Genomic DNA, 24,891 nt, shown 5'->3' on the forward strand with positions numbered 1-24,891 from the left:
ATGGAGTTCTTCTTCGAGTCCGGCGGGGAACGGCTGGCGGCGACCAGGAACGGCGACGCGGAGATCCTCGCCCTGCACGGCCTGGGGGCGACGGCGACCCGGCACCGGGTGCGCTATCTGCTGGACGCGTGGGCGGCGCACGGGCACGGCTCGCTCACCTTCGATTTCTCCGGGAACGGCGACAGCAGCGGCGAGCTGACCCGCGCCACGCTCCGCCGCCGGCGCGCCGAGACGCTGGCGGCGGCGGAGCGGCTGGACAAGAGACGCGCCCCCGTCGTCGTGGGCACCAGCATGGGTGCGCATCTCGCCGCCTGGACCGTGCGGGAACTCAAGCCCCGCGCGCTGGTGTTGTTCTGTCCCGCGACCTATCCCGCGCGCGCCGCCGGACTCCCTTTCGACGGCAGCCTGGTGCGGCCCGCGCGGCACCCCGACTCCCCCGCGTACGCCGCGCTGCGGGACTTCGAGGGGGATCTGCTGGTCTTCGGGGGGCGGGCGGACGAGGTGTGTCCGCCGGAGGTGATCGAGGGGTACGTCGACAGCGCGCGCCGGGCCCGTTCGCGGGAGGTGGTGTGGCTGGAGGGGTGCGGTCACTTCGTCCACCGGTGGCTGCCCGGCCAGGAGTCCTCGCGGGAGCGGGTCGTGGCGGCCGTGCTGCGCCTGCTCGCCGCGCCCACTTCACAGGAGGCGTCTCACCATGACCGAGCGGAATCTGCTGAAGCGACGTGACGTCGAAGCCCTCAGGACGGTCGAGGCCGCCTTCCGCACCGGCCCGCTCGCCGAACTCCTCGCCACCGCACCGGAGTTGGAGCGCCGCAGCGGTCTGACGCGGGAGGAGTTCGAGCAGGAGTACCGCTTCAAGGGCCGCCCGGTCGTCCTGGAGGGGTACGCCGCCGACTGGCCGTCGGTGCGCGGCTGGACGTTCCGCAACCTCGCCGAGCGCTGCGCGGACGTACCCGTGGTGGTCGACAGCTACCGCAGCGAGGCCGCGCGGCGGACGACGTTCGGCGCGTTCGTCGCCCAACTCGCCGAGAGCGAAGGGCCGGTGTACCTCCAGGAGTGGTACTACCGGACCAGCGCTCCGGAGTTGGCGGCGGACATGCCCGAACTGGACATCGCCCAGTACGACTTCAGGCGGGAGCTGTACGGCGAGGCGGCGTCGGTGAACCATCAGCTGTGGATCGGGCAGCGGGGCGGGATCACGCGGCTGCACCAGGACGCGTACTCGGTGGACGTCATGCACGCGCAGATCGTCGGGGAGAAGCTCTGGTACGTCATGGGCCCCGGGGCCGAACTCCTGCCGGAGACAGGGGTGGAGGCGCTGCGTTCCTCGCCGGACACGCGGCTGGCGCGGTTCGTGCTGCGGCCGGGGGACGTGCTGTATCTGCCCGCGCTGTGGTTCCACCGCATCGAGCTGCTGGACGACTCGATCGGGCTCGGCCGCAAGTGTCTGGACGAGGCGAACCTGCGGGCCCATGTCCGGCAGAGGATCGGGGAGTTGCTGGCGCTGGCGCTCAATCCGGAGGAGCTGCGCGTGACGCACTCCGAGCTGTTCGACGTCGTCATGGCGCGGGCGCGGGCGCTGGCGGACCGGATGGAGATCGACCTGTCCCGGCTGCGGCAGTGAACGCCGCGCAGCGCCCCGCGAAGTCCCTCGGGGGAGCCCGCCCGTGCGGTACAAAGACCCCATGAGGCAGCACATCTTGCTGGTCGGCGGCCGGGGTCACGAGGTGCCGAAGGCGGTGGCCCTGGGCGTGCGCTATTCGATGACGCAGCTCCCGGAGCGGGCGGACGCGGGGCACGCGGCGGGCGCCGAGCGCTACCAGGTCCTCGACTACCGCGACCTCGCCGCGCTGCTCCCGGTGGCCCGCGCCTGGCACGCGGCCGACCCGTTCGACGCGGTCCTCTCCTTCACCGAGTACGGCCTGGAACCGGCCTCCCGCGTGGCCCGCGACCTGGGCGTCCCCGGCGACAACCTGCCGGCCGTCCTCGCCACCCGCGACAAGACGAGGACCCGCGCCCTGCTCGACGCCCGCGGCCTGAGCCCCGTACGCCACCGGGTGTGCGCGACGGAGTCGGAGGCCGCCGGTTTCCTGGCCGCGCTGGGCGGGCCGCTGGTGCTGAAGCCGCCGTCGGGCGGGCTGAGCGAGGGGGTGTACGTCGTCGAGTCGGCCGCGCAGCTCGCCGAGCGGTGGGCGTGGACGAAGGCGGTGGCGGGGCCGGAGCCGGTGCTGGCGGAGGAGTTCCTGGCCGGGCCGGAGTACAGCGTCGAGTCGGTGTCGCGGCACGGGCGGCACGAGGTCGTCATGGTCACCGAGAAGCTGACCACCGGTTTCCCGGGGTTCGTGGAGCTGGGCCACCAACTGCCCGCGCGGCTGGCCCCTGGTGACCTGGCGGCGGTCGAGAAGCTGATCCTCGACTTCCTCGACCTTGTCGGGCAGCGCACCGGTCCGGTCCACAGCGAGCTGCGGCTGACGCCCGCCGGGCCGCGGCTGATCGAGGCGCAGACGCGGGTCGGGGGCGACCAGATCTGGGAGATGTGCGAGCTGGTCAGCGGGGCGGACCAGATCACGGAGACGATGTGCGCGCTGCTCGGCAGGCCCGATCCGCCGCGGGTCCCGGGGGCGCGGGCGGCGGCGATCCGCTTCTTCGGCCGGGAGAACGAACGCGTGCTCCGCGTGGAGGGCACGGCCGAGGGGGCGCCGGGGGTGATCCGGGCGGTGTGCGCGCTGCGGGCGGGGCAGGAGCTGGGGCCGCTGCGCTCCTCCGACTCGCGGCAGGGGTACGTGCTGTGCGCGGGCGACGGCACTGCGGACGCCGTGGCGAAGGCGGAGGCGGCCCTGGACCTCGTCCGTGTCACCTCGACGCCTCTCTGATCAACTACCGCCCCTGTCAGGAGAGTTCATGCGTGTCCTCGTCATCGGCACCAACCGCGTATGCCACGAACGGCTCCACGAACAGGGCCATGAACTGGTCCTGTTCGTGCCGCGCGGACGGGCCCTGCCCGAGGACGCGGCCGGCCCGTACACCGATGTGGTGATCCTCGACGGGCCCGGCACCGGCGTCTGGGCCGACGTCGCCGAAGTCCTGCACCGCCGGGCGCCGTTCGACGCCGTGGCCGCGTACAACGAGCACACGTACCCGATCGTGGACGCGGTCGGCCGGCGGCTCGGGGTGCCCACGACCGTCGACGTCGACCTGTACCGGCGGGTCCTGGACAAGGCCCGGATGCGGGAGATCCTGGCCGAACACTCCCTTCCCAGCTGTGAGTTCGCCTTCGCGCGGGGCCGTGCGGCGGTGCTGGAGGCGATCGGGAGGATCGGCCTGCCGTGCGTCGTGAAGCCGGTGGACACCGAGGGCAGCGTGGGCGTGTCGTACGTCGGGGCGGAGCGGGACGTCGAGGCCGCGCTGCGCCGGGTCGGGCCGTATCACCTCGAACGGGGGGTGGTGGTCGAGGAGTTCATGGCCGGCGCCGAGTTCAGCGTCGAGGCGCTGTCCGTCGGCGGGCGGCACCGGATCATCGCCGTCACCCGCAAGTTCACCGACCCGGTCACGTTCGTCTCCCGCGGCCATGTGGTCCCCGCTCCCCTGACCCCCGAGGAGCACGCGGCCGTCACGTCGTACGTGACCCGGGTCCTGGACGCCTTCGGGTTCCACGACTGCCCCTCGCACACCGAGGTCATGCTGACCGGGCGCGGGCCGCGGATCATCGAGATGCACAACCGGGTCGCGGGCGACGCGATCATCGACCTCGTACGGCTGTCGACCGGCGTGGACATGTACGAGATGGTCGCCCGGCAGAGCATCGGCGAGGACATCGGGGCGCTGCTGCCGGCGGAGGTGGTGCACGAGATGAGCGCGGCGGCCTGGTACGCGGCGCCCTCGGGGCCCGCGACGCAAACCCTGCTGGAGATCCAAGGGGCCGAGCAGGTACGGGAGTTGCCGTACGTACGGGCCGTCACGCTGCTGCGGGAGCCGGGCAGCGCGCGGACCGAGGTCGCCACGAACTTCGACCGGTCGGGACGGGTGCTCGCGGTGGGTGAAAGTCCCCAACTCGCCCTGGAGCGGGCGCGGGAGGCGGTCGGGATGCTGGGGTTCGTCTACGGCTAGGGCCTGTCCGGCGGATCAGGCTGGAGGAAATAGACGGTATCTGCCCAGCTCACGCGAGCGGGGTCTGGTGCGTGCAGCTGCAAGGCGGAGGAGGGAGTTGACGCGGAGCGTCGGCGACCGACGACAACGCGGCAGATGTGCGTGCCAGGGCCCGCGACCCCAGCAAGATCCGCCGGACAGGCCCTAGGGCAGGATCTCCACGCCGCGCGCGGCGAGTTGGCGGATCACCGGGTTCCGGCGGCCCGCGTCGGTGATCACCCCGCTGATCTCCTCCCAGGGCAGCACCCGGTACCGGGAGGCCGCGCCGATCTTCTCGGAGGAGGCGAGGATGTAGGTGTCGGCGGCGCGGGCGGCGAGGGCGCGTTTCATCGCGGCCTCTTCCGCGTCGCCGGTGGTGAGTCCGGCCTCGGGGTGGACGCCGGTGACGCCGAGGAGGCAGAGGTCGGCCGAGACGTTCTGCGCCGCTTCGACCGCCGCCGCGCCGCAGGCGACCGCCGAGTGCTTGAAGACGCGCCCGCCGAGCAGGAAGAGTTCCGCGCGCGGGTGGTCCAGGAGGGCGGCGGCGATGGTCGGGCTGTGGGTGATCACCGTGCAGGCCAGGTCCGGCGGGAGCGCGCGGGCGACGGCGAGCGCGGTGGTGCCGCCGTCGAGGATGAGGGCGCTGTCGGGGCGTACGAGCGCGGCGGCCGTCTCGGCGACCTGCCGTTTGGCGTCGGGGGTGACGGCCTGGCGGGCGGTGTAGCCGGCGACGGCCGGGGAGACGGGGAGGGCGCCGCCGTAGACGCGGTGGCAGAGGCCTTCGGCGGCGAGGTCGCGCAGGTCGCGGCGGACGCTGTCCTCGGAGATGCCCAGGTCGGCGGCGACGTCCTTGGCGACGATCTTGCCGGCGCGGGCGAGCAGACCCAGCAGGTGGTCACGGCGTTCGGCTGCGAGCATCCGCACTCTCTCCTGTTCTTGCACGTTTCTGCCTGTACTGTAACGCGCCATGAGTGATCACCGCACCGCCCTGCCCCGCCCCGGCGTCGACACCCCCGACCACCGGGGCCGCACCGGACTCGACCGCGCGGGCCTCGGCCTGGACCGCAACCCCGACATCGTCGTCCGGGAGGTGGAACTCACCTCCCAGGGCTGGCACGTCCTGCGCCGCACCACCTACGACCAGCGCCGCCGCGACGGCCGCTGGACCACCCAGGAACGCGAGACGTACGACCGCGGCGACGGCGCGGTCGTCCTGCCCTACGACACCGCGCGCGGCCGGGTGCTGCTGATCCGTCAGTTCCGCTACCCGGCCTACGTCAACGAGCACCCCGACGGCATGCTGATCGAGGCGGCGGCCGGGCTGCTCGACGGCGACGACCCGCTCGCCGCGATCCGCCGCGAGAGCGCTGAGGAACTGGGCGTCACACTCGGCCCGTTGACGCATGTCCTGGACGCCTACATGAGCCCCGGCTCGGTCACCGAGCGGCTGCACTTCTTCGCCGCCCCCTACACCCCGGCCGACCGCACCTCGGCGGGCGGCGGCCTGGAGGAGGAGGGCGAGGACATCGAGGTCCTCGAACTGCCCTTCACCGAGGCCCTGTCCATGATCCGCGACGGCCGCATCACCGACGCCAAGACCATCATGCTGCTCCAGTGGGCGGCGCTGGACGGCCCGTTCACCAGCGGTCAAATAGCTTATTGACCTCACGTCAAATAGTGCTTGTCATCTCGCGACCCACAAAAGAAACAAGAACTGCTTGAACTTTTACAGACCCGCCCTGTAGCGTCTGCAACTCCGCGAAACGAGCGAGGCACAGACATGGGATCCGTACGTTTCAGCATGCGCGGGGCCTTATCCCGCTCCTGAGTCGCCTTCCCGCCCCGGTAATTCACCAGGCCCGCGACCTCGTACGTTCGCCCTTTCCCAAACCCCCTTCTCTCGGTCTCCCCTGCCCCACGCAGTTCCCCCTTCCTGGAGAAACCGATGAAAACCGACCACCCTCCGTCCACCATGCCCGCGTCCCGCGCGCCGGCCGGGCCGCCGATCTCCCTGCCCGCCGTGCGCCACCGGGTCGACCAGGTCCTCACGACGTTCCTCGACGCCAAGGCCCGCGCCGCGGCGACCCGGAACCTGCCGCCCGAAGTCACCTCGCTGCTGCGGGACTTCGTCCTGGGCGGCGGCAAGCGGGTGCGCCCGGTGCTGTGCGCGGTGGGCTGGTACGCGGCCGGCGGCCGGCAGGAACCGCCCGGGTACGTGATCCAGGCCGCCGCGTCGCTGGAGATGTTCCACGCGTTCGCGCTGATCCACGACGACGTGATGGACGGCGCCCACACCCGCCGGGGCGCGCCCACCGTGCACCGGGCGCTGGCCGAGCGGTACGCGCACCGCCGTGACGCCGGCCGGTTCGGGGAGCACGGCGCGATCCTGCTCGGCGACCTCGCCCACGCCTGGTCGGACGAGCTCCTCCACGGCGCGGACGTGCCGCAGGACCGCGCGGGCGCCGTACGGGCGGTGGCGGACGCCATGCGCTGGGAGGTGATGTTCGGTCAGTACCTCGACCTCGTGGCCACCGGGCCACCGGACGACGACGCCGACGCGGCGCTGCGCATCGCCCGGTACAAGACCGCCCGCTACACGATCGAACGCCCGCTGCACCTCGGCGCGGCCCTGGGCGGGGCGGACCCGCGGCTGATGACAGCGTTGTCGGAGTACGCGCTCCCCGTCGGGGAGGCGTTCCAGCTGCGCGACGACGTCCTGGGCACCTACGGCGACCCCCGCCGGACGGGCAAGCCGTGCCTGGACGACCTGCGCGACGGCAAGTGCACGCTGCTCGTCGCCTTCGCCATGCGGGAGGCCGACGAGGAGCAGCAAAACCTGCTGCGGACGTCGGTGGGGAATCCGGCCCTCGACGAGGAGGGCGCGGACCACGTCCGCCGGGTCTTCGACGCCACCGGGGCGCGCGCCGCCGTGGAGCGCCTCATCCTCGCCCGGCAGGAGCAGGCGTGCCACGCGCTCACCCGGGCCGCGCTGCCGCCGGCGGCGGACGCGGCCCTGCGGGAGATAGCCATCACCAGCACTGTGAGGACCTCATGACCACCAGCCCCCACCTCTCCCCCACCTTCCGGCCTCCCACGATCCCCGACGCGCCGGGAGCGCTCCCGCTGCTCGGCCACATACCGAGCATCGCCCGCGATCCGCTGGGCTTCTTCGGCCAGCTGCGCACCCTCGGCCCGGTGGTCCGCATCCGCATCGCGAACAGCCCGGCGTACGTGGTGACGAGCCCGGAGCTGGTGCGCCGGCTGCACGTCAGCGACCAGGACCTGTTCGACAAGGGCGGCCCGCTCTTCGACAAGGTCCGCCACTACGTCGGCAACGGGCTCGCCAGCTGCCCCGCGCACGACCACGCCGTCCAGCGCCCCGCGATGCAGCCCGCGTTCCAGCGCTCCCGGATCGAGCGCTACGCCGAGCAGATGACCGCGTCGGCCGACGAGATCACCGGCTCCTGGCAGCCGGGGCAGGTCCTCGACCTGTACAAGGAGATGCACCGGCTGACCACCAGCGTCATCGGCCGCACGCTGGTCTCGGCGGACACCGCCAACCCCGCGGCCCGGCACATCGCGTCGGCCGTCCCCGACATCATGCGCGGCGTGTACTGGCGGATGGTCGTACCCGGCCAGTTCTTCTCCAAGCTGCCGATCCCGGTCAACCGGCGCTACGAGGAGGTCACCGAGCGCACCCGCAAGGTCGTCGGCGACGTCGTCGACCAGTACCGCGCCGACCGCACCGACCGGGGCGACCTGATGTCGATGGTCGTCGCCGCCTGCGAGCAGGAGGCCGATCCGCACAAGGCGGTCTACGACCAGGTCGTCACGTTCCTGACGGCGGGTCTGGAGTCGGTCGCCGCCTCGCTGGTGTACACGCTGCGCCTGCTGGACCAGCACCCGGAGATCGCCGCGCGCGTCGTGGCCGAGGTCGACGAGGCGCTCGGCGGGGGCGACGAGCCCCGGCTGCCCGGGTACGCCGACCTGCCCAACCTGCGCTTCACGCAGAACGTGCTCACCGAGGGGCTGCGGCTGTATCCGCCGGCCTGGATCGTCAGCCGCGTGGCCGTCGAGGAGGTCGCGTGGGACGAGGCCCGCATCCCGCAGGGCGCCGGCGTCTTCTTCACCCCGTACACGCTGCACCGCGACCCCGAGGTCTTCGCCGACCCCGAGCGGTTCGACCCCGACCGCTGGCACCCGGACCGCGTCACCAGCGTGCAGCGCCAGGGCTACTTCAGCCTGGGCGCCGGGCGGCGCAAGTGCATCGGTGACGTCTTCGGCACGGTCGAGTCGACGATCGCCCTGGCCACCGTCGTCAGCCGCTGGCGCCTGCACCACAAGCCCGGCTCGGCCGCCGACAAGCCGTCGGTGACCGCCCTGCTGATCCCGCCGCGCACGCTCGTGCGGGTGGAGAGGAAGCAGCGATGACGACGGCCGAACTCCCGCTCCAGGAAGGGGCGTTGGCGGACAGCCCCGCCCGGCGCTCGCGCCCCGACGCCTGGGACGCCCAGCTCGGCGGACTGGTCTCCGGGCCCGCCGCCCTCGCCCTCCTCGACCGGGTGCACACCGTCGCCGACGGCCCGGCGGCGGCCGACGGCGCGACGACGTACCTGATCGGCGCACCCGCCTACGTCCCGTACGGCACCGCCACGATGCCGTGCCCCGCCGCCGGGTACCGGATGGCGCGGCGCGTCATGCGGGCGGTGTACGAACCCGAGCTGCTGCGGGCCGTCGAGGCGGGTCCGCTCGCCGACATCGCGCGGCGGACGACGGCCGTGCAGGCCGCCGCGCTGTGGCGGGCGGACGCGACGCCGGCCGCGCGGGGGCTCGCCCGGCTGGCGGCGGTGGCGCCCAACAAGGGCGGTGAGACAAGGGAGTTGTGGGCGGAGTACCTGCGGCGCGTGCCGGCCGCGACGGACCCGATCATGGCGATGCGCGACCTGTGGGGCAGCGTCTACGCCTGGCAGTTCATGCGCGGCGACGACGCGCGGCTGCACGACCTGTGCGCGTCAATGCTGTCGCTGACGTCGGCGGTGGACTTCTGCGACGCCTTCGACGACTCGGGCGCGGGCGGCCACGACCTGTACATGGCGGCAGCCGCCGAGGGCCTGGCCCATCTGTCGGGACCGGCGGCGACGCTCGCGGTGCGGGAGATGGTCGCGGTCGGCGGACTGATGGTGGTCAAGGACGCGATGGCCACCGAGCCGTACGACGGCACGGCGGCCCCGGTGACCCCCGACGAGTACATGGGCGCGCGCTCGTGGGACGGCGCGATCGCCCCGTACTACCGGGTGATGCTGAGCAGCAGTCACTACCGTCAAGTCGGCGACGCCTGGGGCGAGTTCACTTCCGCTGCGGCCTGCGACCGGATCCAGCGGGCCATCGACAACATCATGCGGTACAACGATGTCACCGACGCCGTGGCGGACTACGCCCACCATGAGAGCTTCAACCAGCTCCTCCTGGCGGTGGCTGTCGCCGGCCCGTCCGCCGCCACCGGTTTCGGCGCGGCCCTCGCCGAGGTCACGGACGCCGCCCTGGACTGCCCGTGCGACCAGCCCGGCCACGAGGAGGCCGCCGAACTGTCCATGGGGGCCTGCCTGTGGTACCTGCTGACCCCCCGTTACCAGGTCAGACGCCAACTGGCCGCGTTCACCGAGGCGGGCGGCGACATCGCGGCGGCGTACGCCCCGTCCCCGGCCGCGTACGCCCTGCGCCCCGGCCACGATCTGTACGGCACCAGCTGGGAACCGCTCTGGGAACCGGCGCCCGCGCTCCCCGCCGGGGAGAGGGCGCGCCGGATCGCGCGGCGGAGCCTCGCCGGTCCCGTTTGCGAGGCGGCGGCGGCTGCGGTGCTGGCCCGCTGCGACGAACTCTCCGACGCGGGCACGCTGTTGGCGCTCGACGGCGACTGGGGGCGGGTGTTCGACGCCGCGCTGGAGGGCACGGCGGCCGGCCGGACCGCGCACGCCGTGGCGCTGCGCGAGCTGGTGGGCCGGTTCTGGCGGCAGGCCGTTCTCGGCGACGGCGACGCTCCCGGTATCGACGCGGCGCTCCTCATGGACGTCGACGAGGCGGTCAGGGCCACCTTCCAACTCCCCGCCCCCGACGGGCTGCGGCTGCGCCGGGCGTTCTTCGGCGTGACGAGCGGCGCGGCGGAACTGACCCGCTTCAGCCCGTTCGCCCGGCTGACGGATGGGGTGGGGGCGGTCTGCGGGTGAGGAATCCGGGGTCCCGCACAGGGTTGACGGTCCTGTGCGGGGCCTGTGCCGATCGACTCAACCTTGGTTGCAGGTGGGCCGGTTGAGGTTGCGCGCTACTCCCCCTTCCACGCCGACTCCCGCAGCAACCGCAGCCCGTTGAGCCCCACCAGCACCGTGGACCCCTCGTGCCCCGCGACGCCGAGCGGCAGCGGCAGATGGCCGACCAGGTCCCAGACGACCAGGCCCGCGATGAAGACCGCGGCGATGACGAGGTTCTGCACGACCAGCTTCCGGGCCCGCCGGGAGAGGGCGATCACGGCGGGGACGGTGGCGAGTTCGTCGCGGACGATCACCGCGTCGGCCGTCTCCAGCGCGAGGTCGGAACCGGCCCGCCCCATGGCGACGCCGGTATGGGCGGCGGCCAGCGCCGGAGCGTCGTTCACCCCGTCCCCGACGACCAGCACCCTGCGTCCGGCCCCCGTCAGCTCCTTCACGGCGCCCACCTTGTCCTGCGGCAGCAACCCGGCCCGTACGTCGTCGATACCGGCCTCGGCGGCGAGCCGGGCGGCGGCGCGCGGGTTGTCGCCGGTCAGCAGGAGGGGCGCGGTGCCCGTGAGCGAGGTGAGCGCGGCGACGGTCGCGACGGCGCCGGGCCGCAGCCGGTCGGCGAGGCCGAGGACGCCGATCGGGACGCCGTCCACGATGACGACGACGGCGGTACGGCCGCCGGCCTCCAACTCGGCGGTGAGTGCGGCGACTTGAGCGGAGCTGTCCTTCAAATCACCCTCCGGCTGACCGGAGTTGTCGTCCAGCCTACCCGCCGGCTGACCAGAGCTGTCCGCCAACCCGCCTGCCGGCAGCACCCCTTGGCCGTAGCCGTCCGTCAACCCACCCGCCAACCCCGCCACTTGACCAGATCCGCCGCTCAACAGCCGCGCAGGTGCGCCGACTTCAACGCGGCACCCCTCGACCACCGCCGCCACCCCGACCCCCGGCGTGGACCCGAACCCCTCCGCCACCGGCAGCGCCACCCCACGCTCCCGAGCCGCATCCACCACCGCCCGCGCCAGCGGATGCTCACTCGGATGCTCGGCGCCCGCCGCGAGCCGCAGCAGCCGGTCCGGGGCGGACCCGGTGAGCGGCAGGACGTCGGTGACCCTCGGCGTCCCCTCGGTCAGCGTCCCCGTCTTGTCGAGGGCGACCGCGTCGACCTGGCCGAGCCGCTCCATCACGACCGCCGACTTGACCAGCACACCGTGCCGCCCGGCGTTCGCGACGGCCGACAGCAGGGGCGGCATCGTCGCGAGGACGACCGCGCACGGCGAGGCCACGATCATGAACGTCATCGCCCGCAGCAGCGCGTCCGTGAACTGCTCGCCGAGGGCCAGCGGCACGAGGAACACGGCCAGCGTCGCCGCCACCATGCCGAGCGAGTACCGCTGCTCGACCTTCTCGATGAACAGCTGCGTCGGCGCCTTGGTCCGCGACGCCTCCTCCACCATGCGCACGATCCGGGCGATCACCGTGTCGGAGGCGTCCCGCTCGACCCGTACCCGCAGCGCGCCGGTCCCGTTGAGGGTGCCCGCGAAGACCTCGTCCCCCTTCCCCTTCACGGCCGGCAGCGGCTCGCCGGTGATGGTCGCCTGGTCGACCTCGCTCACCCCGCCGAGGATCCGCCCGTCGGCGCCGACCCGCTCCCCGGGCCGTACCAGGACGGTGTCACCGACGGCCAACTCCCCGACGGGGACGCTCACTTCGGTGCCGTCGGCGGCGACGCGGGTCGCCGTGGCGGGCGCGAGGCCGAGCAGGCCGCGCACCGAGTCGGCGGTCCGCGCGGTGGCCAGCGCCTCCAGCGCGCCGGACGTGGCGAAGATGACGATCAGCAGCGCCCCGTCCATCACCTGCCCGATCGCCGCCGCCCCGAGCGCCGCGACGACCATCAGCAGATCGACGTCGAGCGTCTTCTCCCGCAGCGCCTTCAGCCCCTCCCACCCGGGCTCCCAGCCCCCGGTCACGTACGCCAGCGCGTACAGCGGCCCCCACGCCCACCCCGGCGCGCCAGCCAGTTGCAGCGGCAGCGCGAGCAGGAAGAGGACGGTCGCCGCGAGCGCCCAGCGGACCTCGGGCAGGGCGAGGAGACGGGTACGGCGGCGGGGTACGGCGTCCTCGGGCGGCGGGGTCGTGTGCGGGGCTGCGGGGGTGACGGCGGTGGAGGTCATCGCGGGGCGGTCCTTCGCGGACGGAGGCAGGGCGAGGCGGCGGCAGGCCGGGGTCCGGTGCCGCTCCCTCCACCGTACATGAAGGCATGAAGACTCATTCATACGTTCATGGGACGTGGTCCGTAGGATGGGCGTCATGGGCCACGGAGCAGACGCGAAGAACACCACCGCCACCGCGCGCGAGCGCCTGGAGAGCGTGGGCGCCGCCGACGTGGCCGCCACGCTCCAGGCCCTGGCCGCCCCCTCCCGCCTGCGCATCCTCGCCCGCCTCCAGGAGGGCCCCTGCGCGGCGACCGAACTCGCCGACGCCGTCGGCATGGAACAGTCGGCCTGCTCCCACCAGCTCCGCCTGCTGCGCAACCTGGGCCTGGTCACCGGCGAGCGCCGGGGCCGCTCGGTCATCTACGCCCTCTACGACAACCACGTGGCCGAACTCCTGGAACAGGCACTGCACCACGTGGAGCACCTGCGGCTGGGGTTGCGCGACGCGCCGGCGGAGACGGAAGCGGAAGCGGAAGCGGCGGGGGCCCGTTGAAGGCCGGAACCACTCGGCCGGAAAACCCCTTCTGAAGCAAATGTTCCACCAGCATCCTCACATTTCATGAGCATGCGCAAGAAACTCGCCATCATCGGTACGACAGCCGCGGCACTCGCGGCCACCACACTCACCACGAGCCCCGCGGCTTGGGCAGAGCCGGCGGCCAAAGGCACCATGACGTTCCAGGTGTCCAACGACCTGCGCAGCCCCTACTACCACATCACCGCATACCTGAACGGCAGTTACGCCGGCGACGTCTACTGGAGCAGAGACCCCGGGGGCGATCTGAACGGTGACGGCGTCACCGACCCCGGTGACGCGATGATCGCGTACGACGGAGCGGCGGACGGCTGGGGGGTCGAAGGGCGGCTCAGCACCGGCCGTATCGCCACGACCCGGGGGCACAACTCCCCGTACTGGAGCCCCTGGGCGACCGGGAACCTCCCCGAGGACACCGCGTACTTGATGCGGGCCTGCGGGGTCCGCGGTTCGTCGGAGAGCTGCTCGCCCTGGCTCACGGTCTACTCGTAACCCCAGGGAACAACCTCAGTCGAGGCAGAACTCGTTCCCCTCGACGTCCCGCATCCCGATGCACGACTCGTTGAACCCGTCCGCGCGCAGCAGCCGTTCACGGACCGCGCCGAGTGCGACCAGCCGTGCGCACTCGGCCTCCAGCGCGGCCAGCCGCTCCTCCCCCACCAGACCGGTGCCGACGCGTACGTCGAGATGCACCCGGTTCTTGACGGTCTTCCCCTCGGGCACCCGCTGGAAGAACAGCCGCGGGCCCGCCCCGGAAGGGTCGACGCAGGCGAACGCGGCCCCTTGCCGCTCGGCCGGCAGCGAGCGGTCGAAGTCGGTCCAGGAGTCGAACCCCGGCGGCGGAGGCGGCACGACGTACCCCAGCACCTCACACCAGAACCGGGCGACCCGCTCGGGCTCCGCGCAGTCGAAGGTGATCTGAACCTGCTTGATCGATGACATCGGCGCACCCTAACAGGGCACCGCGCCGCTCATCCCGCAATAAAGCCGGCCCGCGTGAACCCACTGCTCCGCTCCACCTTCGCCACATGCAGGGTGTAGCTCTGGTACCACTGCTCCCGCCCCCGCCGCTGCGCCGCCCGGTGCTCGGCGTCGGTACGCCACGCGGCGAGGGCCTCGGCGTCACGGAAGTAGCTGACGCTGATACCGAGCCCGCCGGGAGTCTGCGCGTGGTCCATCCCGAGAAACCCGGGGACGTCCTTCACCAGCTCCTCCATCCGCGCGTTGGTCTCGGCGTACCCGCCCTGCTCCGGGGTCCGCACGGTGGTGAAAACGGCGACGTAGTAAGGGGGTTCGAAGGCGGGGACGGGCACGGGGTGATCGCTCATGGCGCCAAGGTAACCCCGTCAGAAACCGAAGTGACCCCCGACCCCCGTCAACTCGGCGCTGATGTCCCACAGTTGAGCCCCGACGGCGGGATCGGCCATGTGTGCCGGGACCGGCTCGCGCCGGGGTGTGCCGCGTAGGCCGAACACCCGTGGGCCCCAGATCTGTCCGCCCCGCACCTCGGGGTCGAGGGCGGCGCGGACAACGGGCCACGCGCCGGCCTCCTTGCCCTGGACCAGCAGCCCGGCGGGCAGCGCGCGCAGCCGTTCGGCGAGGGTCGTCACCCGTACCGGCGGGCGGGACGGGGTGAGGGAGTCCAGGGCGCCGCCGGGGTGGGCCACCACGCTGAGCACCGTGCTCCCGGCGGCCCGCAGCCGGCGGTCGAGTTCGAGGCCGAAGGACATCTGCGCCAGCTTCGAGCGGCCGTAGGCACGCTTGGGCCGGTAGTCCCGGGCCGATTGCGGATCGCCCAGGTCCAGCCGCTCGGACCGCGCCGCGAAACTCCCCACCGTCACGACCCGCCCCGCCGGCGCCGCCGACAGCAGCGGGGCGAGGTGGTGGACGAGCGCGAAGTGGCCGAGGTGGTTGGTGGCGAACATCAGCTCGTGACCGTCCCGCGTCTCCCGGCGCGGCGGGTCGTCGAGCGCGATCCCCGCGTTGCAGACCACCGCGTCGAGCCGGTCCGACTCCAGCCGGTCGGCGGCGGTCTTCAGGGACGGCAGGTCGGCGAGGTCCAGCTGGATCCGCCGCAGCCGCGCGCCGGGCACGCGCGCACGGATCGCGCCCATGGCGGCGTCCGCCTTCGCGGCGTCCCGGCTGCCGAGGACGACGACCGCTCCGGTCCCGGCGAGCTGCTCCGCGACGAAGTAGCCGATCCCCGCGTTGCCTCCGGTGACGAGGAAGACACGGCCCTCGGCGGCGGGCGGCCGGCGTACGTCCCACGGCCGGTTCGGGGAAGCGGAAGACACGATGACGGGCTCCTTGTGCTCAGGTACGACGACCCGGCCAAGGTCTCAGCCGCCGCCGACAGAGCACCGACAGACGCCCGACACCGGCCGGCCCCAGCAACACGCCACCCGCTACAACTTCACCAGAACTGCCTCAAGTTGAAGCTCCGCAGCGACACCGGACTGGGCGGCTCCACCGAGCTCCGGGCATACAGCAGCGGCAGCGGCCGGGAGTCGTAGGCGGCGGACCACGCCTGCCACTGGTACTCGTACCAGCCGCGCTCCATCCCGATCCCGATGCCGTCCCGTTCGAGGGTGGTGAGGGCGAGGCGATGGGTGAAGGCGACGTGGTAGCGGGCGCGGGCCTCCAGGGGGTGGTCCTCGTACTGGGCGAACCAGGCGAGCGCGGAGGCGCCGCGCGCGGTCGGGGTGGCGGAGGTGTCGTGGATCTTGAGGGCCTGCTCCAGGTCGAAGGTCTCCTCGCGCAGGAACCGGGTCATCGTGCTCTTCGCCGCCTCGACGGCCGCGTCGAGGATCGTGCCGGCCTGCCAGCGGGGTTCGGCGGGCGCCCCGGTCCAGTCGGGTCCGAACGCGCGCGCCATGTCCTGCTCGACGAGTTCGCTGAGCGGGTCGAGCGGGGCGAAGCGGAACTCGGTGGCGGAGAGGGCGTTGTGGCGGGCCAGGGTGGTACGGATGTCGTCGGCGTGCTGGTCGAGGACGCGCAGGAGGTGTTCGATGCGGCCCTCGGCGGCGTAGCGCATGAAGACGAGGGAGTTGACGGTGCTGGCGGCGTGGTCGGTGGCGGTCTGCTGGGTGACCTCGACGGTGCGGCGGCGGGCGCGGGAGTTGTCGGTGAGGGAGCTGACGAAGGCGACCATGCGGGCGGCGCCGAGGGGGCTGACGTGGGCGGGGAGCGTCGGGTCGGTGACGGCGGTGCGGTGCGCGCACAGGCCGATCTGGAGGTCGAGGGCGGGGCGGTCCGCCAGGAGCATGGACAGGAACCGGGCGCCGTCGACGTACCGGTTGGACTCGGTGTTGTACTCCGTCCCCTGCCGGCTGAGCTTGAAGCCGGCGATCATGGCGGGGACGAGGCCGAGCATGCGGGGGACGGTGAGGGCAGCGCGCTCCGGCTTCGAGAGCCGGTCCAGGAGTTCGCGGCCCTTGATGATCTCCTCGCGCACGGGCAGCTGCCCGCTGCCGGCGTAGACGGCCGCGCCGATCGCCGCCTCCCAGCGGCGGGGTCTCTTGAGGGCCAGCGGGTGGATGCCCGCCATCGCGTCCGGGGACGGGAGTTCGACGTCCACGGACTCGGCGTCCGCGCGCAGCCGGCACAGCTCCGGCAGCTCCCGTACGTCGATCGTCGCGCCGTTGTACCGGCTGAGCACCTGTGACCTGGAGTAGTCCCAGAACGTCATCTCATCGGCCATCGCTCGGCTCCCTCTGCCTCTCTTCTCGGTCCGCGTGCCCTGCGGGTTCCATGGGTGCGCCGGGCCCGGCGGTCTCGGTGGGCACGCCGGGCCCGGCGGTCTCTGGGGGCCGGCCGAAGATCTCCCCGGTGTCCCGGCGCACGGCGGACAGCGCGCCGCAGGCCGCCAGCGCGCCCGCCGCGAGCAGGGCCCACGGCCAGCCGGCGCCCAGGCTCAGCGCGCCGGTCAGCAGCAGCGGCGCCAGCGCGGAGCCGACGCCCCACGACAGCTGGTGCAGCCCGAGATGGCGCCCGGGCCGGCCGGCGGGGGCCATCCGGACGGCGACGGCGTCGCTGGTCGGTCCGTGCATCAGCTCCGCCGCCGTGAACGTCACGACGGCGGCCGTGAGCAGCAGCGGTACGGCGGCGCCGGTCACCCCGCTCGCCGCGCCGAACAGCACGGCGGCCACGGCCCACACCAGCCCCGCCCACCGCAGCGCCCGCAGGTACTCGCGCCGCTCCAGCCACCGCACCACCGGCAGCTGACCCGCCGTCACCAGCAGCGTGTTGACCGCGAACAACGCCCCGACCAGCCAGGACGGCCGGCCGAGTTCCTCGACGACGTACAGCGGGACGAGGACGGGGAGGGCGGAGGCGACCAGGACGAGGAGGGTGTTGGCGGCGATCATGATGAGGTACGGGCGGTCCGGGCGGGGGCCGACTGTAGGGGCCGGGCGGACATCGGACGAGCCGCCCTTCTCAGCGCCGCTCCCCTTCTCGACGCCGCTCCCCTCCTCTATACCGCCCTCCCTCTCAGCCCCGCCCCCGGCATCCCGCAGCAACGCGATCAACACCGCGGCCAGCACATAACTCGCCGCGTTCCCCGCCATCACCACCCGCAGCCCGCTCCCGCCGGCCCCGGCGAGGAACCCCGCGGCCAGCCCGCCCGCCGCGAGCCCGATGTTGCGCAGGGTCCGTTCGAAGCCGTACCAGCGGATCAGCTCGCCGGGTGCGCAACGCCGGGCCAGGAAGGCCCGGTTGGCCGGCCAGAACAGGTTGTCGCCGACCGCCGCGAGGGTGGCGAGGGCGAGGGCCGCGCGCGGCGAGCCGGTCGTCAGGTAGCCGAGGAAGGCCGCCGCGCGCAGTATGTGGGCCGCCTGGACGACCCGGCGCGGGCCGAGCCGGTCGATCAGCGGCCCGGAGAGGGGCCCGGCGGCCAGCGCGACGACGCCGGCGACCGTCAGCACCGTGCCCGCCCCGGCCGCCGACATGCCGTCCTGCCAGGTGAGGTAGAGCAGCAGGAAGGGCACGGCGAGGCCGCTGCCGGTGCTGTCGATCACGACGGCGGCGAACAGCAGCCGCTGCCCTTCCAGCCGGGGCAGGCCGAGTGCCTTCGACGTCACGCCGTGGCGGCCATGGCGTTGCCGAGGTAGTTGGGCATGCGCTTCAGCTCGTCCCACAGGTGGTCGAGGTCGACCGGGTAGCTCTCGCGGTAGCGCCGGGTGACGGCCTCGACCTCGGCCCAAGTGGTGGGCATGCGGCCGTCGTTGTAGCTGGGGGCCAGCTGGTCGTAGAGCGGGGTGCCGGGGCGCAGGAACATCTGGTTGAGGCCGAAGTAGCCGGGCAGTTCGGCGGCCCACTGGAGCAGTTCGCCGTTGCCGCAGGCGGGGTCGTCGGGCAGGCCGAGGAGGATGAAGGCGAACGGGGTGATCCCGACGTCCTGGAGCTTGCGCACGGCCCCGTTGGTGACCTCGGGCTTGACGCGCTTGCCGACCGGGGTCTCGGCGATGCCGGGGGACTCGGCGCCGAGCCACATGCCCTTGCAGCCGGCCTTGGCCCACTGCTCGACGTCCGTGCGGCGCACGACCTCGGCGCGGGTCTGGCCGGTCCAGCCGAGGCCCTGGCCCATGAGGCCGTCGCACAGCTCCTTGTAGAAGGTGGGGTGCAGGCCGAAGACGTAGTCGAGGAAGAAGACGAAGTCGACGTCCCGTTCGCGCATCGCGGCGACCTCGGCGAGGGTGCGCTCCACGGCCTGGGGGCGCATCTTGGTGCCGAAGGGGAGGTGGCAGAAGGTGCAGCCGTAGGTGCAGCCGCGGACGCCGAGCGCCATGCCGCAGGAGCCGCGGCGGACCTGGCCGTCGGTGAACACCTCGGCGGTGTAGGCGTTCAGGTCGAACAGGTCGTAGGCGGGCAGCGGCCAGTCGTCGGTGGACAGCTGGGGGTAGCTGTCGGCGAGCGGCATGACGGGCAGGGCGGGCTTGCCGCCGGTGAGGTCGCGGACCGCCTGGATCGCGGCCGAGTCGACCTCGCCGCGGGCGACGTGGTCGACGCCGAGTTCGGCGCGGGTCGCCTGGGGCAGGTGGGTGGCGTGCGGTCCGCAGGCCAGCGTCTTGGCGCGGGGCCAGTGCGCGCGGGCCTTCTCGGCCAGTTCCCTGACCGGGTCGAGGACGAGGGGGTAGCACTGGGCGCGGTCGGCGATCGCCGTCACGATGACCACGAGGTCGGGGTCGGCGTCGGGCGGGGTGTCGCTGAGCCGGTTGTCCCAGACGGACACGTCGACGCCCTCGGCGCGCAGCGCGGCGCAGGCGTTGGCGACGTCCAGGGGCAGTTGGAGGAAGTTGCGCTCGAACTCATCGTCAGGAATCGCGAAGCAGACCTGGGTCATGGGGGCTCCCGGTCGAGATCGTGGGCGGGTGACCGGGACACAGCGGAGCGGTCCCCGGTACCGCGACCCTATGAAGATCGACATCGCTTCCCCCAGCCCCTACGACCCCTACGAACCCCTATTGCGGGCGCGGCGGGTGGCGGAAGTGCCCGCAGGTCCGGTGCGGTAGGGCCGCGAGCCCCCGGTCGCGCCCCGCTAGGGGTTGGTGCGCACTCCAGTAGGGGGTCGTAGGGGTCCTAGGGGCTGGGGAAGCCGCTGACGATCTTCATAGGCTCGCCCTGATCGGAGGCCGCCCTTCGTGGCCTGGCCTCCGCGACCCGGTTCTCGCACATCGGCCCTCCGAGCGGCCGATCCCCCCACCCGATTCTTGACGAGAAGAGGCTGAGACATGGCCATCACCGAGAGCGAGTCCGCGGGTCTCGCGGTCGACAACGCGACCGCGGCCCCCGGGGCAGGCCGGTACGAGATCGTCGACGGCCGTATGACGCTCCAGGATGTGGAGGATACGGTCCTCACGGTACTGCGTGGCGAGGGGGTGCCAGCCACGCCGTCGCCGACGGGTGACGTCCGCTTCGACCTGGACGGCACGCCGGTGCACGTGTACAGCAGGCCGGTGGCGGACGCGGCGCCGGACACCCTGGACGCCATCGACCCGCCGGCCGGCCGGACGCAGGTGCTGCTGAAGGCCGAGGGGTATCTGACCCCGGCGGCGGACGAGGTCTTCGGGCGCGTGGCGGACGCGCTGCGGCTGCGGGGCAGCTGCTACACGGAGGCGGAGATCGAGTCGATCGTCAAGGGCATGCCCCTGGTCGACCTGTACGCCACCGAGGAACCCGCGCTGCGGGACTGGGCGTTGATCTTCCGTGACCACTATGTGGAGAACAGCGTCGGTTTCCTGCTCGGCATGGAGCGGGCCGGCATCGACCGGAACTGGATCTTCGCGCTGAACAAGGGCGACCGCACGCTGCACCGCGACCGGGTGCACGCCTGGTTCCTCAGCCGCGGCTACCGCAGTGACACCTTGGACAACTCGGTGATCAACGACACGGCGGACACGGCGGAGAAGGCGTACGCGCTGGCGGTCAACGAGCGGGTCGACGAGTTCGTGCGCCAGGCGCACCAGGCCGGCCGCAAGGTGCTGGTGGTCGACGACGGCGGGCTGCTCGCGCAGGGCTACGGCGCGGACGGGGTCCTGGAGGACCGGATCGACGGCGCGCTGGAGCTGACGGTCAGCGGGCTGAAGCGGATCATCAACGCGCCGGGCGAGCTGGACATCCCGGTGCTGAACATGGCCCGTTCGCGGCTGAAGAGCATGCTGGGCTACAACGAGATCGCGGACTCCTGTGTGCGCCGGCTGCGGGCGATCCTGCCGGGGGAGAAGTTCATCGGCCGGCACGTGCTGCTGCTGGGCTACGGCACGCTGGGCGGCCGGGTCGCGCACGCGCTGCGCGCGCTGGGCTGCCGGGTGTCGGTGGTGGACACGGACGTCCTGACGCTGATCACGGCCGCCGAGCACGGCTACGAGACGTACCGCAGCGCGGGCGAGGCGCTGTCGGCGCACTCCCCGTTCCTGATCATCGGCAACACCGGCGAGCTGGCGATCACCCCCGAGGACCTGCCCCGGCTGCCCGACGGCGTGTTCCTCGCGGGCTTCGCGACCAAGGACTTCAGCCTGCTCAGCGAGGGTTTCGAGGGCCTGACGTCGACGCCGGTCCCGCAGGTCGGGGTCCGCTACCACCTGCCGACGGGCACCACGGCGACCCTGCTGGGCGACGGCCGTTCGCTGAACCTGTACGAGTACGAGGGGATCGCGAACCGGGGCTACGACGCCTACCGCGCGGGCACGCTGATCGCCGCGAAGACGCTGTGCCGTGAGGCGGCGGGGCTCGGTCCCGGCATGCATCTGGAGCCGGTGGACCGGGCGATCGACGAGGCGGGCCTGTTCTCCGCCTACTACGAGGAGTACCTGGCCTCGGGCACTCCCCGTCACGCCACGGCGGCCCGGTGAGTGCCCGCGCGTCCGGGGCGCACATCTGCGTCATCGGGTTCGGGGCGGCGGGCCGGCTGCACCAGCGGCTGCTGAGTGACCTGGGGTTCGACGTCAGTGTCGTCGACCCCGCCCCGGTCGCCCCCGACGTCAAGGTCCCGGTGCTCGCGGGAATCGAGGAGGCGGCGGCGCGCCGGCCGGTCGACGTGTGGTCGGTGTGCTCGCCGACGGCCACGCACGTGGCGACGGTGGCGCAGGTGCTGGCGCTCGATCCGGCGGCCCGGCTGCTGGTGGAGAAGCCGCTGTGCCGGACGTGGGAGATCCCCGCGCTGACGGAGCTGCTGGACACCCACCCCGGGGCCCGGCTGGTGATCATGGACCAGTACCGGCACTCGCAGGCGATGGCGCTGCTGCGCACGCTGCGCTGGGAGCTGGCGCCCCGGCATCCGCTGGCGGCGGTGCGGGTCGGGTTCGGCAAGGACCGGCTGGCGGACATCGCGGCGGGCCGGTTCGTCGACCACGACTACGGCGTCTTCGGCTACGAGTGGCTGCACATGCTGGCCCTGGTGCGCGGCGCGCTGCCGCCGGAGCTGTACGACCAGTACATGGACACCGGCCCGGCGAAGTGGACGCTGCGGGTGGCGACCGATCCCGAGCTGACCAGCACCGCGGCCTATGAGCGGGTGAGCGCGGGCGAGGTGGACGTCGAGCTGTACTCGACGATCGTCGGGCCCGATCCCACGGGCCGGGTCGAGGTGCCGTCCTGGTTCGAGCTGCCGGTCACGGCCGGGGAGAGCAGGCAGCGGCATGTCGAGGTGGTCGCGGGTCCGGTGCGGTTCGGGCTCGACCTGGACCCGGTGACGCTGGCCAACGGCACCCGGCTGCCGCGCAACACCCACCGGCTCGCGGTGGAGGGTCCGGGGCTGCGGCGCGAGTGGCTGGTGCACGACTCGCCGCTGGACAACGCCCTGCGCTGGTCGGTCGCCACGCTGCTGTCCCCGGACGGCCCGCCCGGTCTCGACCTGCGCGGGGTGGCCCGGATCGGTCTGCTCGCCGAGACCGCGCACCCCGCGCCCCGGCCGCCGTCCGTGCGTACGTGATGCGGCTACGGGTCTGTCTGCTGGTGCCCGCCACGGGCGAGCCGGACGTCAGGGTTCCGCTGGACGCCCTGCTGGCCGCCGCCCGGCTGCGGGCCGACGGCCATGACGTCACCGTCTGGGACGAACGGCTCTCCGAGCTGCCGCCGACCGCCGACGTGCCCGACCTGCTGGTCGTGTTCACGGCGGTCGGCGCGCCCTGGCCGGTGGACCTGTGGCCGGCCGGGGCCGCCGTCAACCGGGTCCGCCGGTGGTTCCCCGGCGTGCGGGTGCTGGCGGTCGGCCCGCACGGCACGGAGCTGCCGGGCGCGACGCTGCTGGAGCTGACGGCGGATCATGTCGCCGTCGGCGCGGCGGACTCGGCGGCGGTGCGGGGCGTGCGCGACCTGGCGTCGGGCCTGGACGTGCCCGTGCTGTACGGCGGCCTCACGCGTCCGGTGCCGCCGGTGCTGGTGGTGGGCAACCGCCCGGCGCCCTACCGGGAGCTGGGCCACTGGCCGCCGCCCGCCTACGACGTGGTGCCGCTGTCGCGGTACACGGCCGAGGTCGTCGTGGACGGTGTCCCGCGTCTGGTGCCGGCGGGCGCGGTGCGCTCCGCGCCGGGCCCGTACCGGTCGGTGAGCCAGGTGCTCGCGGAGATCGCGGCGCAGCGGGCGGCCGGGCTCGGCCATGTGGTGTTCCTGGACGACGTGTTCGGGGCGGACGCGGCGTTCCACGGCGCGCTGTGCGGCCGGCTGGCCGGGCTGGGCGTGGAGTGGACGGGCCGTACGCGCGCGGACGTCGTCTTGCGCAGCGAGGTCGGGCGGTGGGCGCGGGCGGGCTGCCGGGGCATGTGGCTGGAGGCCGGGCCCCTGGTGCGGGCGGCGGCGCTGAAGCTGTCGCGCGCGGGCATCGTGCCGTGCGTGCCGCTGCTGGTCGGCGAGCCCGGCGGCACCCGCGTCCCGGACCCGCCGGCCCGCTTCGCCCTCGGCCGGTTCGTCCTGCGGCCGGGCACCGCCGCGTACGACCGGCTCGCCCCCGCGCTCGGCGGCGGCAGCGCCCCGGCGACCTGGCGGGGCGTGCAGGACGTGAACCGGCGGTACTGGGAGCGCTACCAGGCCGAATTCGACGCCCTGGAGCGCGAGTCGGCCGCGCTCCCCCATCATCTCTCCCTGGAATGTGAGGTCTCATGCTGACGTTCGGCGTGCTCGGCTGCGGTTCGATCGGCGGGTTCTGGACCCGGCTGCTGGCCCGTGAGGACAGCATGCTGGCCGGGCGGGCCCGGCTGGCGGCGGTCGCGGGCCGCGACCCGCAGCGGGCGCGCGCGCTCGCGGCCGAGGCGGGCTGCACGGCGAGCGACGTCGCGGGGCTGCTGGCGCGGCCGGACGTCGACGCCGTCCTCGTCTGCACGCCGAGCGGCACGCACGCGGAGCTGGCGGAGGCGGCGCTGCGGGCGGGCAAGCACGTGCTGGTGGAGAAGCCCGTCGACGTGACGCCCGAGGCCGCGGACCGGCTGACGGCGGTGGCGCGCGAGACCGGGCGGACGCTGGGGGTGGTGTCCCAGCACCGCTTCGACCCGGCCGCGCAGTTGGCGCGTACGGCGATCGACTCCGGCGGGCTCGGCCGGATCACCTCGGTGGTGGCCGAGCTGTCGTGGTGGCGGGCGCCTGCGTACTACGCGTCGGGGACCTGGCGCGGCACGCCTGAACTGGACGGCGGCGGGGCGCTGATGAACCAGGCGATCCACACGGTGGACCTGGTGCAGTGGCTGGCCGGTCCGGTGGAGGAGGTGGCCGCGCACACCGCGCGGCTGGCGCACCCGGAGATCGAGGTGGAGGACGTGGCGAGCGCCAGCCTGCGCTTCGCGAACGGCGCGCTGGGCACGTTGCTCGCCAGCACGGCCGCCTACCCGGGCCGCACCGCGCGCACGGCGGTGAACGGGGACCGGGGCAGTGTGGTGATCGACGACGACGAACTCGCCTTCGTCCACCTCTCCAAGGACGGCGAGGAGGCGCCCGCGTACGGGGCGTTCGGCGCGGGCGATCAGTCGGCCGACCACGCGCAGGCGCTGGCGCGGGATCTGACCCGGGACGCCGGGGGCCTGCTGTACCAGCCGCACCGGGACCAGCTGGCGGACTTCTGCGACGCGGTGCGCGAGGGCAGGGCGCCGCTGGTGGACGGCGAGGCCGGGCGGCGGGCGGTGGCCGTGGTCGCGGCCGTATACGAGTCCGCGCGCACCGGCAGGCCGGTGCACGTCCGCTAGGTCCGTGAAGGTCGCGAAGGGCACGAATAGAACGCTATGAGTTTCTTATAAGTAATGTGACATCCCCGTTAAACAAGCTGTAAAATAGCCGATCT

The 24,891-nt window shown here is 73.1% G+C and carries 22 protein-coding genes; 14 read left to right on the forward strand and 8 right to left on the reverse strand.

Features of this window, described 5'->3' with window-relative positions:
- From ACYUD3_RS19280 to ACYUD3_RS19295, 4 genes are all read left to right on the forward strand, one after another.
- Positions 1 to 726 (forward strand): alpha/beta hydrolase, encoded by a 726-nt coding sequence (locus tag ACYUD3_RS19280; protein WP_470971409.1) that lies wholly within the window; start codon positions 1 to 3, stop codon positions 724 to 726.
- Positions 695 to 1,624 carry a cupin-like domain-containing protein gene (locus ACYUD3_RS19285; protein ID WP_470971412.1) on the forward strand — a complete coding sequence of 310 codons (930 nt, stop codon included), beginning with the start codon at positions 695 to 697 and terminating at the stop codon, positions 1,622 to 1,624. The genes ACYUD3_RS19280 and ACYUD3_RS19285 overlap by 32 nt, the downstream gene beginning before the upstream one ends.
- A 61-nt stretch (positions 1,625 to 1,685) precedes the next feature.
- On the forward strand, positions 1,686 to 2,873 hold the full coding sequence (locus ACYUD3_RS19290; RefSeq protein WP_470971414.1) for an ATP-grasp domain-containing protein: 1,188 nt from the start codon (positions 1,686 to 1,688) through the stop codon (positions 2,871 to 2,873).
- Between the two features lie 28 nt (positions 2,874 to 2,901).
- Positions 2,902 to 4,107, forward strand: coding sequence for an ATP-grasp domain-containing protein (locus ACYUD3_RS19295; RefSeq protein ID WP_470971416.1), 1,206 nt, complete (start codon positions 2,902 to 2,904; stop codon positions 4,105 to 4,107).
- 183 nt (positions 4,108 to 4,290) lie between these two features.
- Here ACYUD3_RS19295 and ACYUD3_RS19300 read toward each other — a convergent pair whose 3' ends face one another.
- A complete protein-coding gene (locus ACYUD3_RS19300) occupies positions 4,291 to 5,043 on the reverse strand; it encodes a DeoR/GlpR family DNA-binding transcription regulator (protein ID WP_470971419.1) in 753 nt (250 codons plus the stop codon).
- Between the two features lie 49 nt (positions 5,044 to 5,092).
- Between ACYUD3_RS19300 and ACYUD3_RS19305 the strand changes: the two genes are divergently transcribed.
- The 4 genes from ACYUD3_RS19305 (at position 5,093) to ACYUD3_RS19320 (ending at position 10,349) form a co-directional block, all read left to right on the forward strand.
- The gene (locus tag ACYUD3_RS19305) at positions 5,093 to 5,788 is read left to right on the forward strand and encodes an NUDIX domain-containing protein (protein ID WP_470971421.1); all 696 of its coding nucleotides are present in this window, start codon (positions 5,093 to 5,095) and stop codon (positions 5,786 to 5,788) included.
- 309 nt (positions 5,789 to 6,097) lie between these two features.
- The gene (locus ACYUD3_RS19310; protein ID WP_470971424.1) at positions 6,098 to 7,180 is read left to right on the forward strand and encodes a polyprenyl synthetase family protein; all 1,083 of its coding nucleotides are present in this window, start codon (positions 6,098 to 6,100) and stop codon (positions 7,178 to 7,180) included.
- A complete protein-coding gene (locus ACYUD3_RS19315; protein ID WP_470971426.1) occupies positions 7,177 to 8,556 on the forward strand; it encodes a cytochrome P450 in 1,380 nt (459 codons plus the stop codon). Before ACYUD3_RS19310 ends, ACYUD3_RS19315 begins: the two co-directional genes overlap by 4 nt.
- On the forward strand, positions 8,553 to 10,349 hold the full coding sequence (locus ACYUD3_RS19320) for a hypothetical protein (protein WP_470971429.1): 1,797 nt from the start codon (positions 8,553 to 8,555) through the stop codon (positions 10,347 to 10,349). The genes ACYUD3_RS19315 and ACYUD3_RS19320 overlap by 4 nt, the downstream gene beginning before the upstream one ends.
- A 95-nt stretch (positions 10,350 to 10,444) precedes the next feature.
- Here ACYUD3_RS19320 and ACYUD3_RS19325 read toward each other — a convergent pair whose 3' ends face one another.
- The gene (locus tag ACYUD3_RS19325; protein ID WP_470971432.1) at positions 10,445 to 12,550 is read right to left on the reverse strand and encodes a heavy metal translocating P-type ATPase; all 2,106 of its coding nucleotides are present in this window, start codon (positions 12,548 to 12,550) and stop codon (positions 10,445 to 10,447) included.
- Positions 12,551 to 12,686: 136 nt separating this feature from the next.
- On the opposite strand from ACYUD3_RS19325, the gene ACYUD3_RS19330 reads away from it, so the two are divergent.
- Both ACYUD3_RS19330 and ACYUD3_RS19335 read left to right on the forward strand, forming a co-directional pair.
- Positions 12,687 to 13,085: an ArsR/SmtB family transcription factor gene (locus ACYUD3_RS19330; protein WP_470971434.1), complete on the forward strand. Its 399-nt coding sequence runs from the start codon at positions 12,687 to 12,689 to the stop codon at positions 13,083 to 13,085.
- 66 nt (positions 13,086 to 13,151) lie between these two features.
- On the forward strand, positions 13,152 to 13,619 hold the full coding sequence (locus ACYUD3_RS19335) for a hypothetical protein (protein ID WP_470971437.1): 468 nt from the start codon (positions 13,152 to 13,154) through the stop codon (positions 13,617 to 13,619).
- 15 nt (positions 13,620 to 13,634) lie between these two features.
- On the opposite strand, the gene ACYUD3_RS19340 is transcribed toward ACYUD3_RS19335, so the two are convergent.
- From ACYUD3_RS19340 to ACYUD3_RS19365, 6 genes are all read right to left on the reverse strand, one after another.
- Entirely contained in the window at positions 13,635 to 14,069 is a 435-nt protein-coding gene (locus ACYUD3_RS19340; protein WP_470971439.1) for a VOC family protein, read from the reverse strand.
- A gap of 29 nt (positions 14,070 to 14,098) precedes the next feature.
- On the reverse strand, positions 14,099 to 14,455 hold the full coding sequence (locus tag ACYUD3_RS19345) for an antibiotic biosynthesis monooxygenase family protein (RefSeq protein WP_470971442.1): 357 nt from the start codon (positions 14,453 to 14,455) through the stop codon (positions 14,099 to 14,101).
- Positions 14,456 to 14,473: 18 nt separating this feature from the next.
- On the reverse strand, positions 14,474 to 15,421 hold the full coding sequence (locus tag ACYUD3_RS19350; RefSeq protein WP_470971445.1) for an SDR family NAD(P)-dependent oxidoreductase: 948 nt from the start codon (positions 15,419 to 15,421) through the stop codon (positions 14,474 to 14,476).
- Positions 15,422 to 15,540: 119 nt separating this feature from the next.
- The gene (locus ACYUD3_RS19355) at positions 15,541 to 16,827 is read right to left on the reverse strand and encodes a hypothetical protein (RefSeq protein WP_470971447.1); all 1,287 of its coding nucleotides are present in this window, start codon (positions 16,825 to 16,827) and stop codon (positions 15,541 to 15,543) included.
- Positions 16,817 to 18,208: an MFS transporter gene (locus tag ACYUD3_RS19360; RefSeq protein ID WP_470971449.1), complete on the reverse strand. Its 1,392-nt coding sequence runs from the start codon at positions 18,206 to 18,208 to the stop codon at positions 16,817 to 16,819. The genes ACYUD3_RS19355 and ACYUD3_RS19360 overlap by 11 nt, the downstream gene beginning before the upstream one ends.
- On the reverse strand, positions 18,205 to 19,470 hold the full coding sequence (locus tag ACYUD3_RS19365; RefSeq protein WP_470971452.1) for a B12-binding domain-containing radical SAM protein: 1,266 nt from the start codon (positions 19,468 to 19,470) through the stop codon (positions 18,205 to 18,207). The genes ACYUD3_RS19360 and ACYUD3_RS19365 overlap by 4 nt, the downstream gene beginning before the upstream one ends.
- A gap of 388 nt (positions 19,471 to 19,858) precedes the next feature.
- Here ACYUD3_RS19365 and ACYUD3_RS19370 point away from each other — a divergent pair, with 388 nt between their 5' ends.
- From ACYUD3_RS19370 to ACYUD3_RS19385, 4 genes are read left to right on the forward strand one after another with little or no spacing between them, the layout of a single operon-like run.
- On the forward strand, positions 19,859 to 21,478 hold the full coding sequence (locus tag ACYUD3_RS19370; protein WP_470971454.1) for a Rossmann-fold NAD(P)-binding domain-containing protein: 1,620 nt from the start codon (positions 19,859 to 19,861) through the stop codon (positions 21,476 to 21,478).
- A complete protein-coding gene (locus tag ACYUD3_RS19375) occupies positions 21,475 to 22,557 on the forward strand; it encodes a Gfo/Idh/MocA family oxidoreductase (protein ID WP_470971456.1) in 1,083 nt (360 codons plus the stop codon). Before ACYUD3_RS19370 ends, ACYUD3_RS19375 begins: the two co-directional genes overlap by 4 nt.
- The gene (locus tag ACYUD3_RS19380; protein WP_470971964.1) at positions 22,557 to 23,729 is read left to right on the forward strand and encodes a radical SAM protein; all 1,173 of its coding nucleotides are present in this window, start codon (positions 22,557 to 22,559) and stop codon (positions 23,727 to 23,729) included. Before ACYUD3_RS19375 ends, ACYUD3_RS19380 begins: the two co-directional genes overlap by 1 nt.
- Positions 23,723 to 24,796, forward strand: a complete 1,074-nt coding sequence (locus ACYUD3_RS19385; protein WP_470971459.1) for a Gfo/Idh/MocA family protein — start codon at positions 23,723 to 23,725, stop codon at positions 24,794 to 24,796. The genes ACYUD3_RS19380 and ACYUD3_RS19385 overlap by 7 nt, the downstream gene beginning before the upstream one ends.
- Positions 24,797 to 24,891 lie beyond the last annotated feature (95 nt).

The sequence above is a fragment of the Streptomyces sp. AMJ-169 genome, assembly GCF_055597585.1.

Bases quoted from the DNA above. Each gene is read 5' to 3' on its own strand.
- ACYUD3_RS19280 (WP_470971409.1), top strand. From the start codon at position 1: ATGGAGTTCTTCTTCGAGTCCGGCGGGGAACGGCTGGCGGCGACCAGG.
- ACYUD3_RS19285 (WP_470971412.1), top strand. From the start codon at position 695: ATGACCGAGCGGAATCTGCTGAAGCGACGTGACGTCGAAGCCCTCAGG.
- ACYUD3_RS19290 (WP_470971414.1), top strand. From the start codon at position 1,686: ATGAGGCAGCACATCTTGCTGGTCGGCGGCCGGGGTCACGAGGTGCCG.
- ACYUD3_RS19295 (WP_470971416.1), top strand. From the start codon at position 2,902: ATGCGTGTCCTCGTCATCGGCACCAACCGCGTATGCCACGAACGGCTC.
- ACYUD3_RS19300 (WP_470971419.1), bottom strand. From the start codon at position 5,043: ATGCTCGCAGCCGAACGCCGTGACCACCTGCTGGGTCTGCTCGCCCGC.
- ACYUD3_RS19305 (WP_470971421.1), top strand. From the start codon at position 5,093: ATGAGTGATCACCGCACCGCCCTGCCCCGCCCCGGCGTCGACACCCCC.
- ACYUD3_RS19310 (WP_470971424.1), top strand. From the start codon at position 6,098: ATGCCCGCGTCCCGCGCGCCGGCCGGGCCGCCGATCTCCCTGCCCGCC.
- ACYUD3_RS19315 (WP_470971426.1), top strand. From the start codon at position 7,177: ATGACCACCAGCCCCCACCTCTCCCCCACCTTCCGGCCTCCCACGATC.
- ACYUD3_RS19320 (WP_470971429.1), top strand. From the start codon at position 8,553: ATGACGACGGCCGAACTCCCGCTCCAGGAAGGGGCGTTGGCGGACAGC.
- ACYUD3_RS19325 (WP_470971432.1), bottom strand. From the start codon at position 12,550: ATGACCTCCACCGCCGTCACCCCCGCAGCCCCGCACACGACCCCGCCG.
- ACYUD3_RS19330 (WP_470971434.1), top strand. From the start codon at position 12,687: ATGGGCCACGGAGCAGACGCGAAGAACACCACCGCCACCGCGCGCGAG.
- ACYUD3_RS19335 (WP_470971437.1), top strand. From the start codon at position 13,152: ATGAGCATGCGCAAGAAACTCGCCATCATCGGTACGACAGCCGCGGCA.
- ACYUD3_RS19340 (WP_470971439.1), bottom strand. From the start codon at position 14,069: ATGTCATCGATCAAGCAGGTTCAGATCACCTTCGACTGCGCGGAGCCC.
- ACYUD3_RS19345 (WP_470971442.1), bottom strand. From the start codon at position 14,455: ATGAGCGATCACCCCGTGCCCGTCCCCGCCTTCGAACCCCCTTACTAC.
- ACYUD3_RS19355 (WP_470971447.1), bottom strand. From the start codon at position 16,827: ATGGCCGATGAGATGACGTTCTGGGACTACTCCAGGTCACAGGTGCTC.
- ACYUD3_RS19365 (WP_470971452.1), bottom strand. From the start codon at position 19,470: ATGACCCAGGTCTGCTTCGCGATTCCTGACGATGAGTTCGAGCGCAAC.
- ACYUD3_RS19370 (WP_470971454.1), top strand. From the start codon at position 19,859: ATGGCCATCACCGAGAGCGAGTCCGCGGGTCTCGCGGTCGACAACGCG.
- ACYUD3_RS19380 (WP_470971964.1), top strand. From the start codon at position 22,557: ATGCGGCTACGGGTCTGTCTGCTGGTGCCCGCCACGGGCGAGCCGGAC.
- ACYUD3_RS19385 (WP_470971459.1), top strand. From the start codon at position 23,723: ATGCTGACGTTCGGCGTGCTCGGCTGCGGTTCGATCGGCGGGTTCTGG.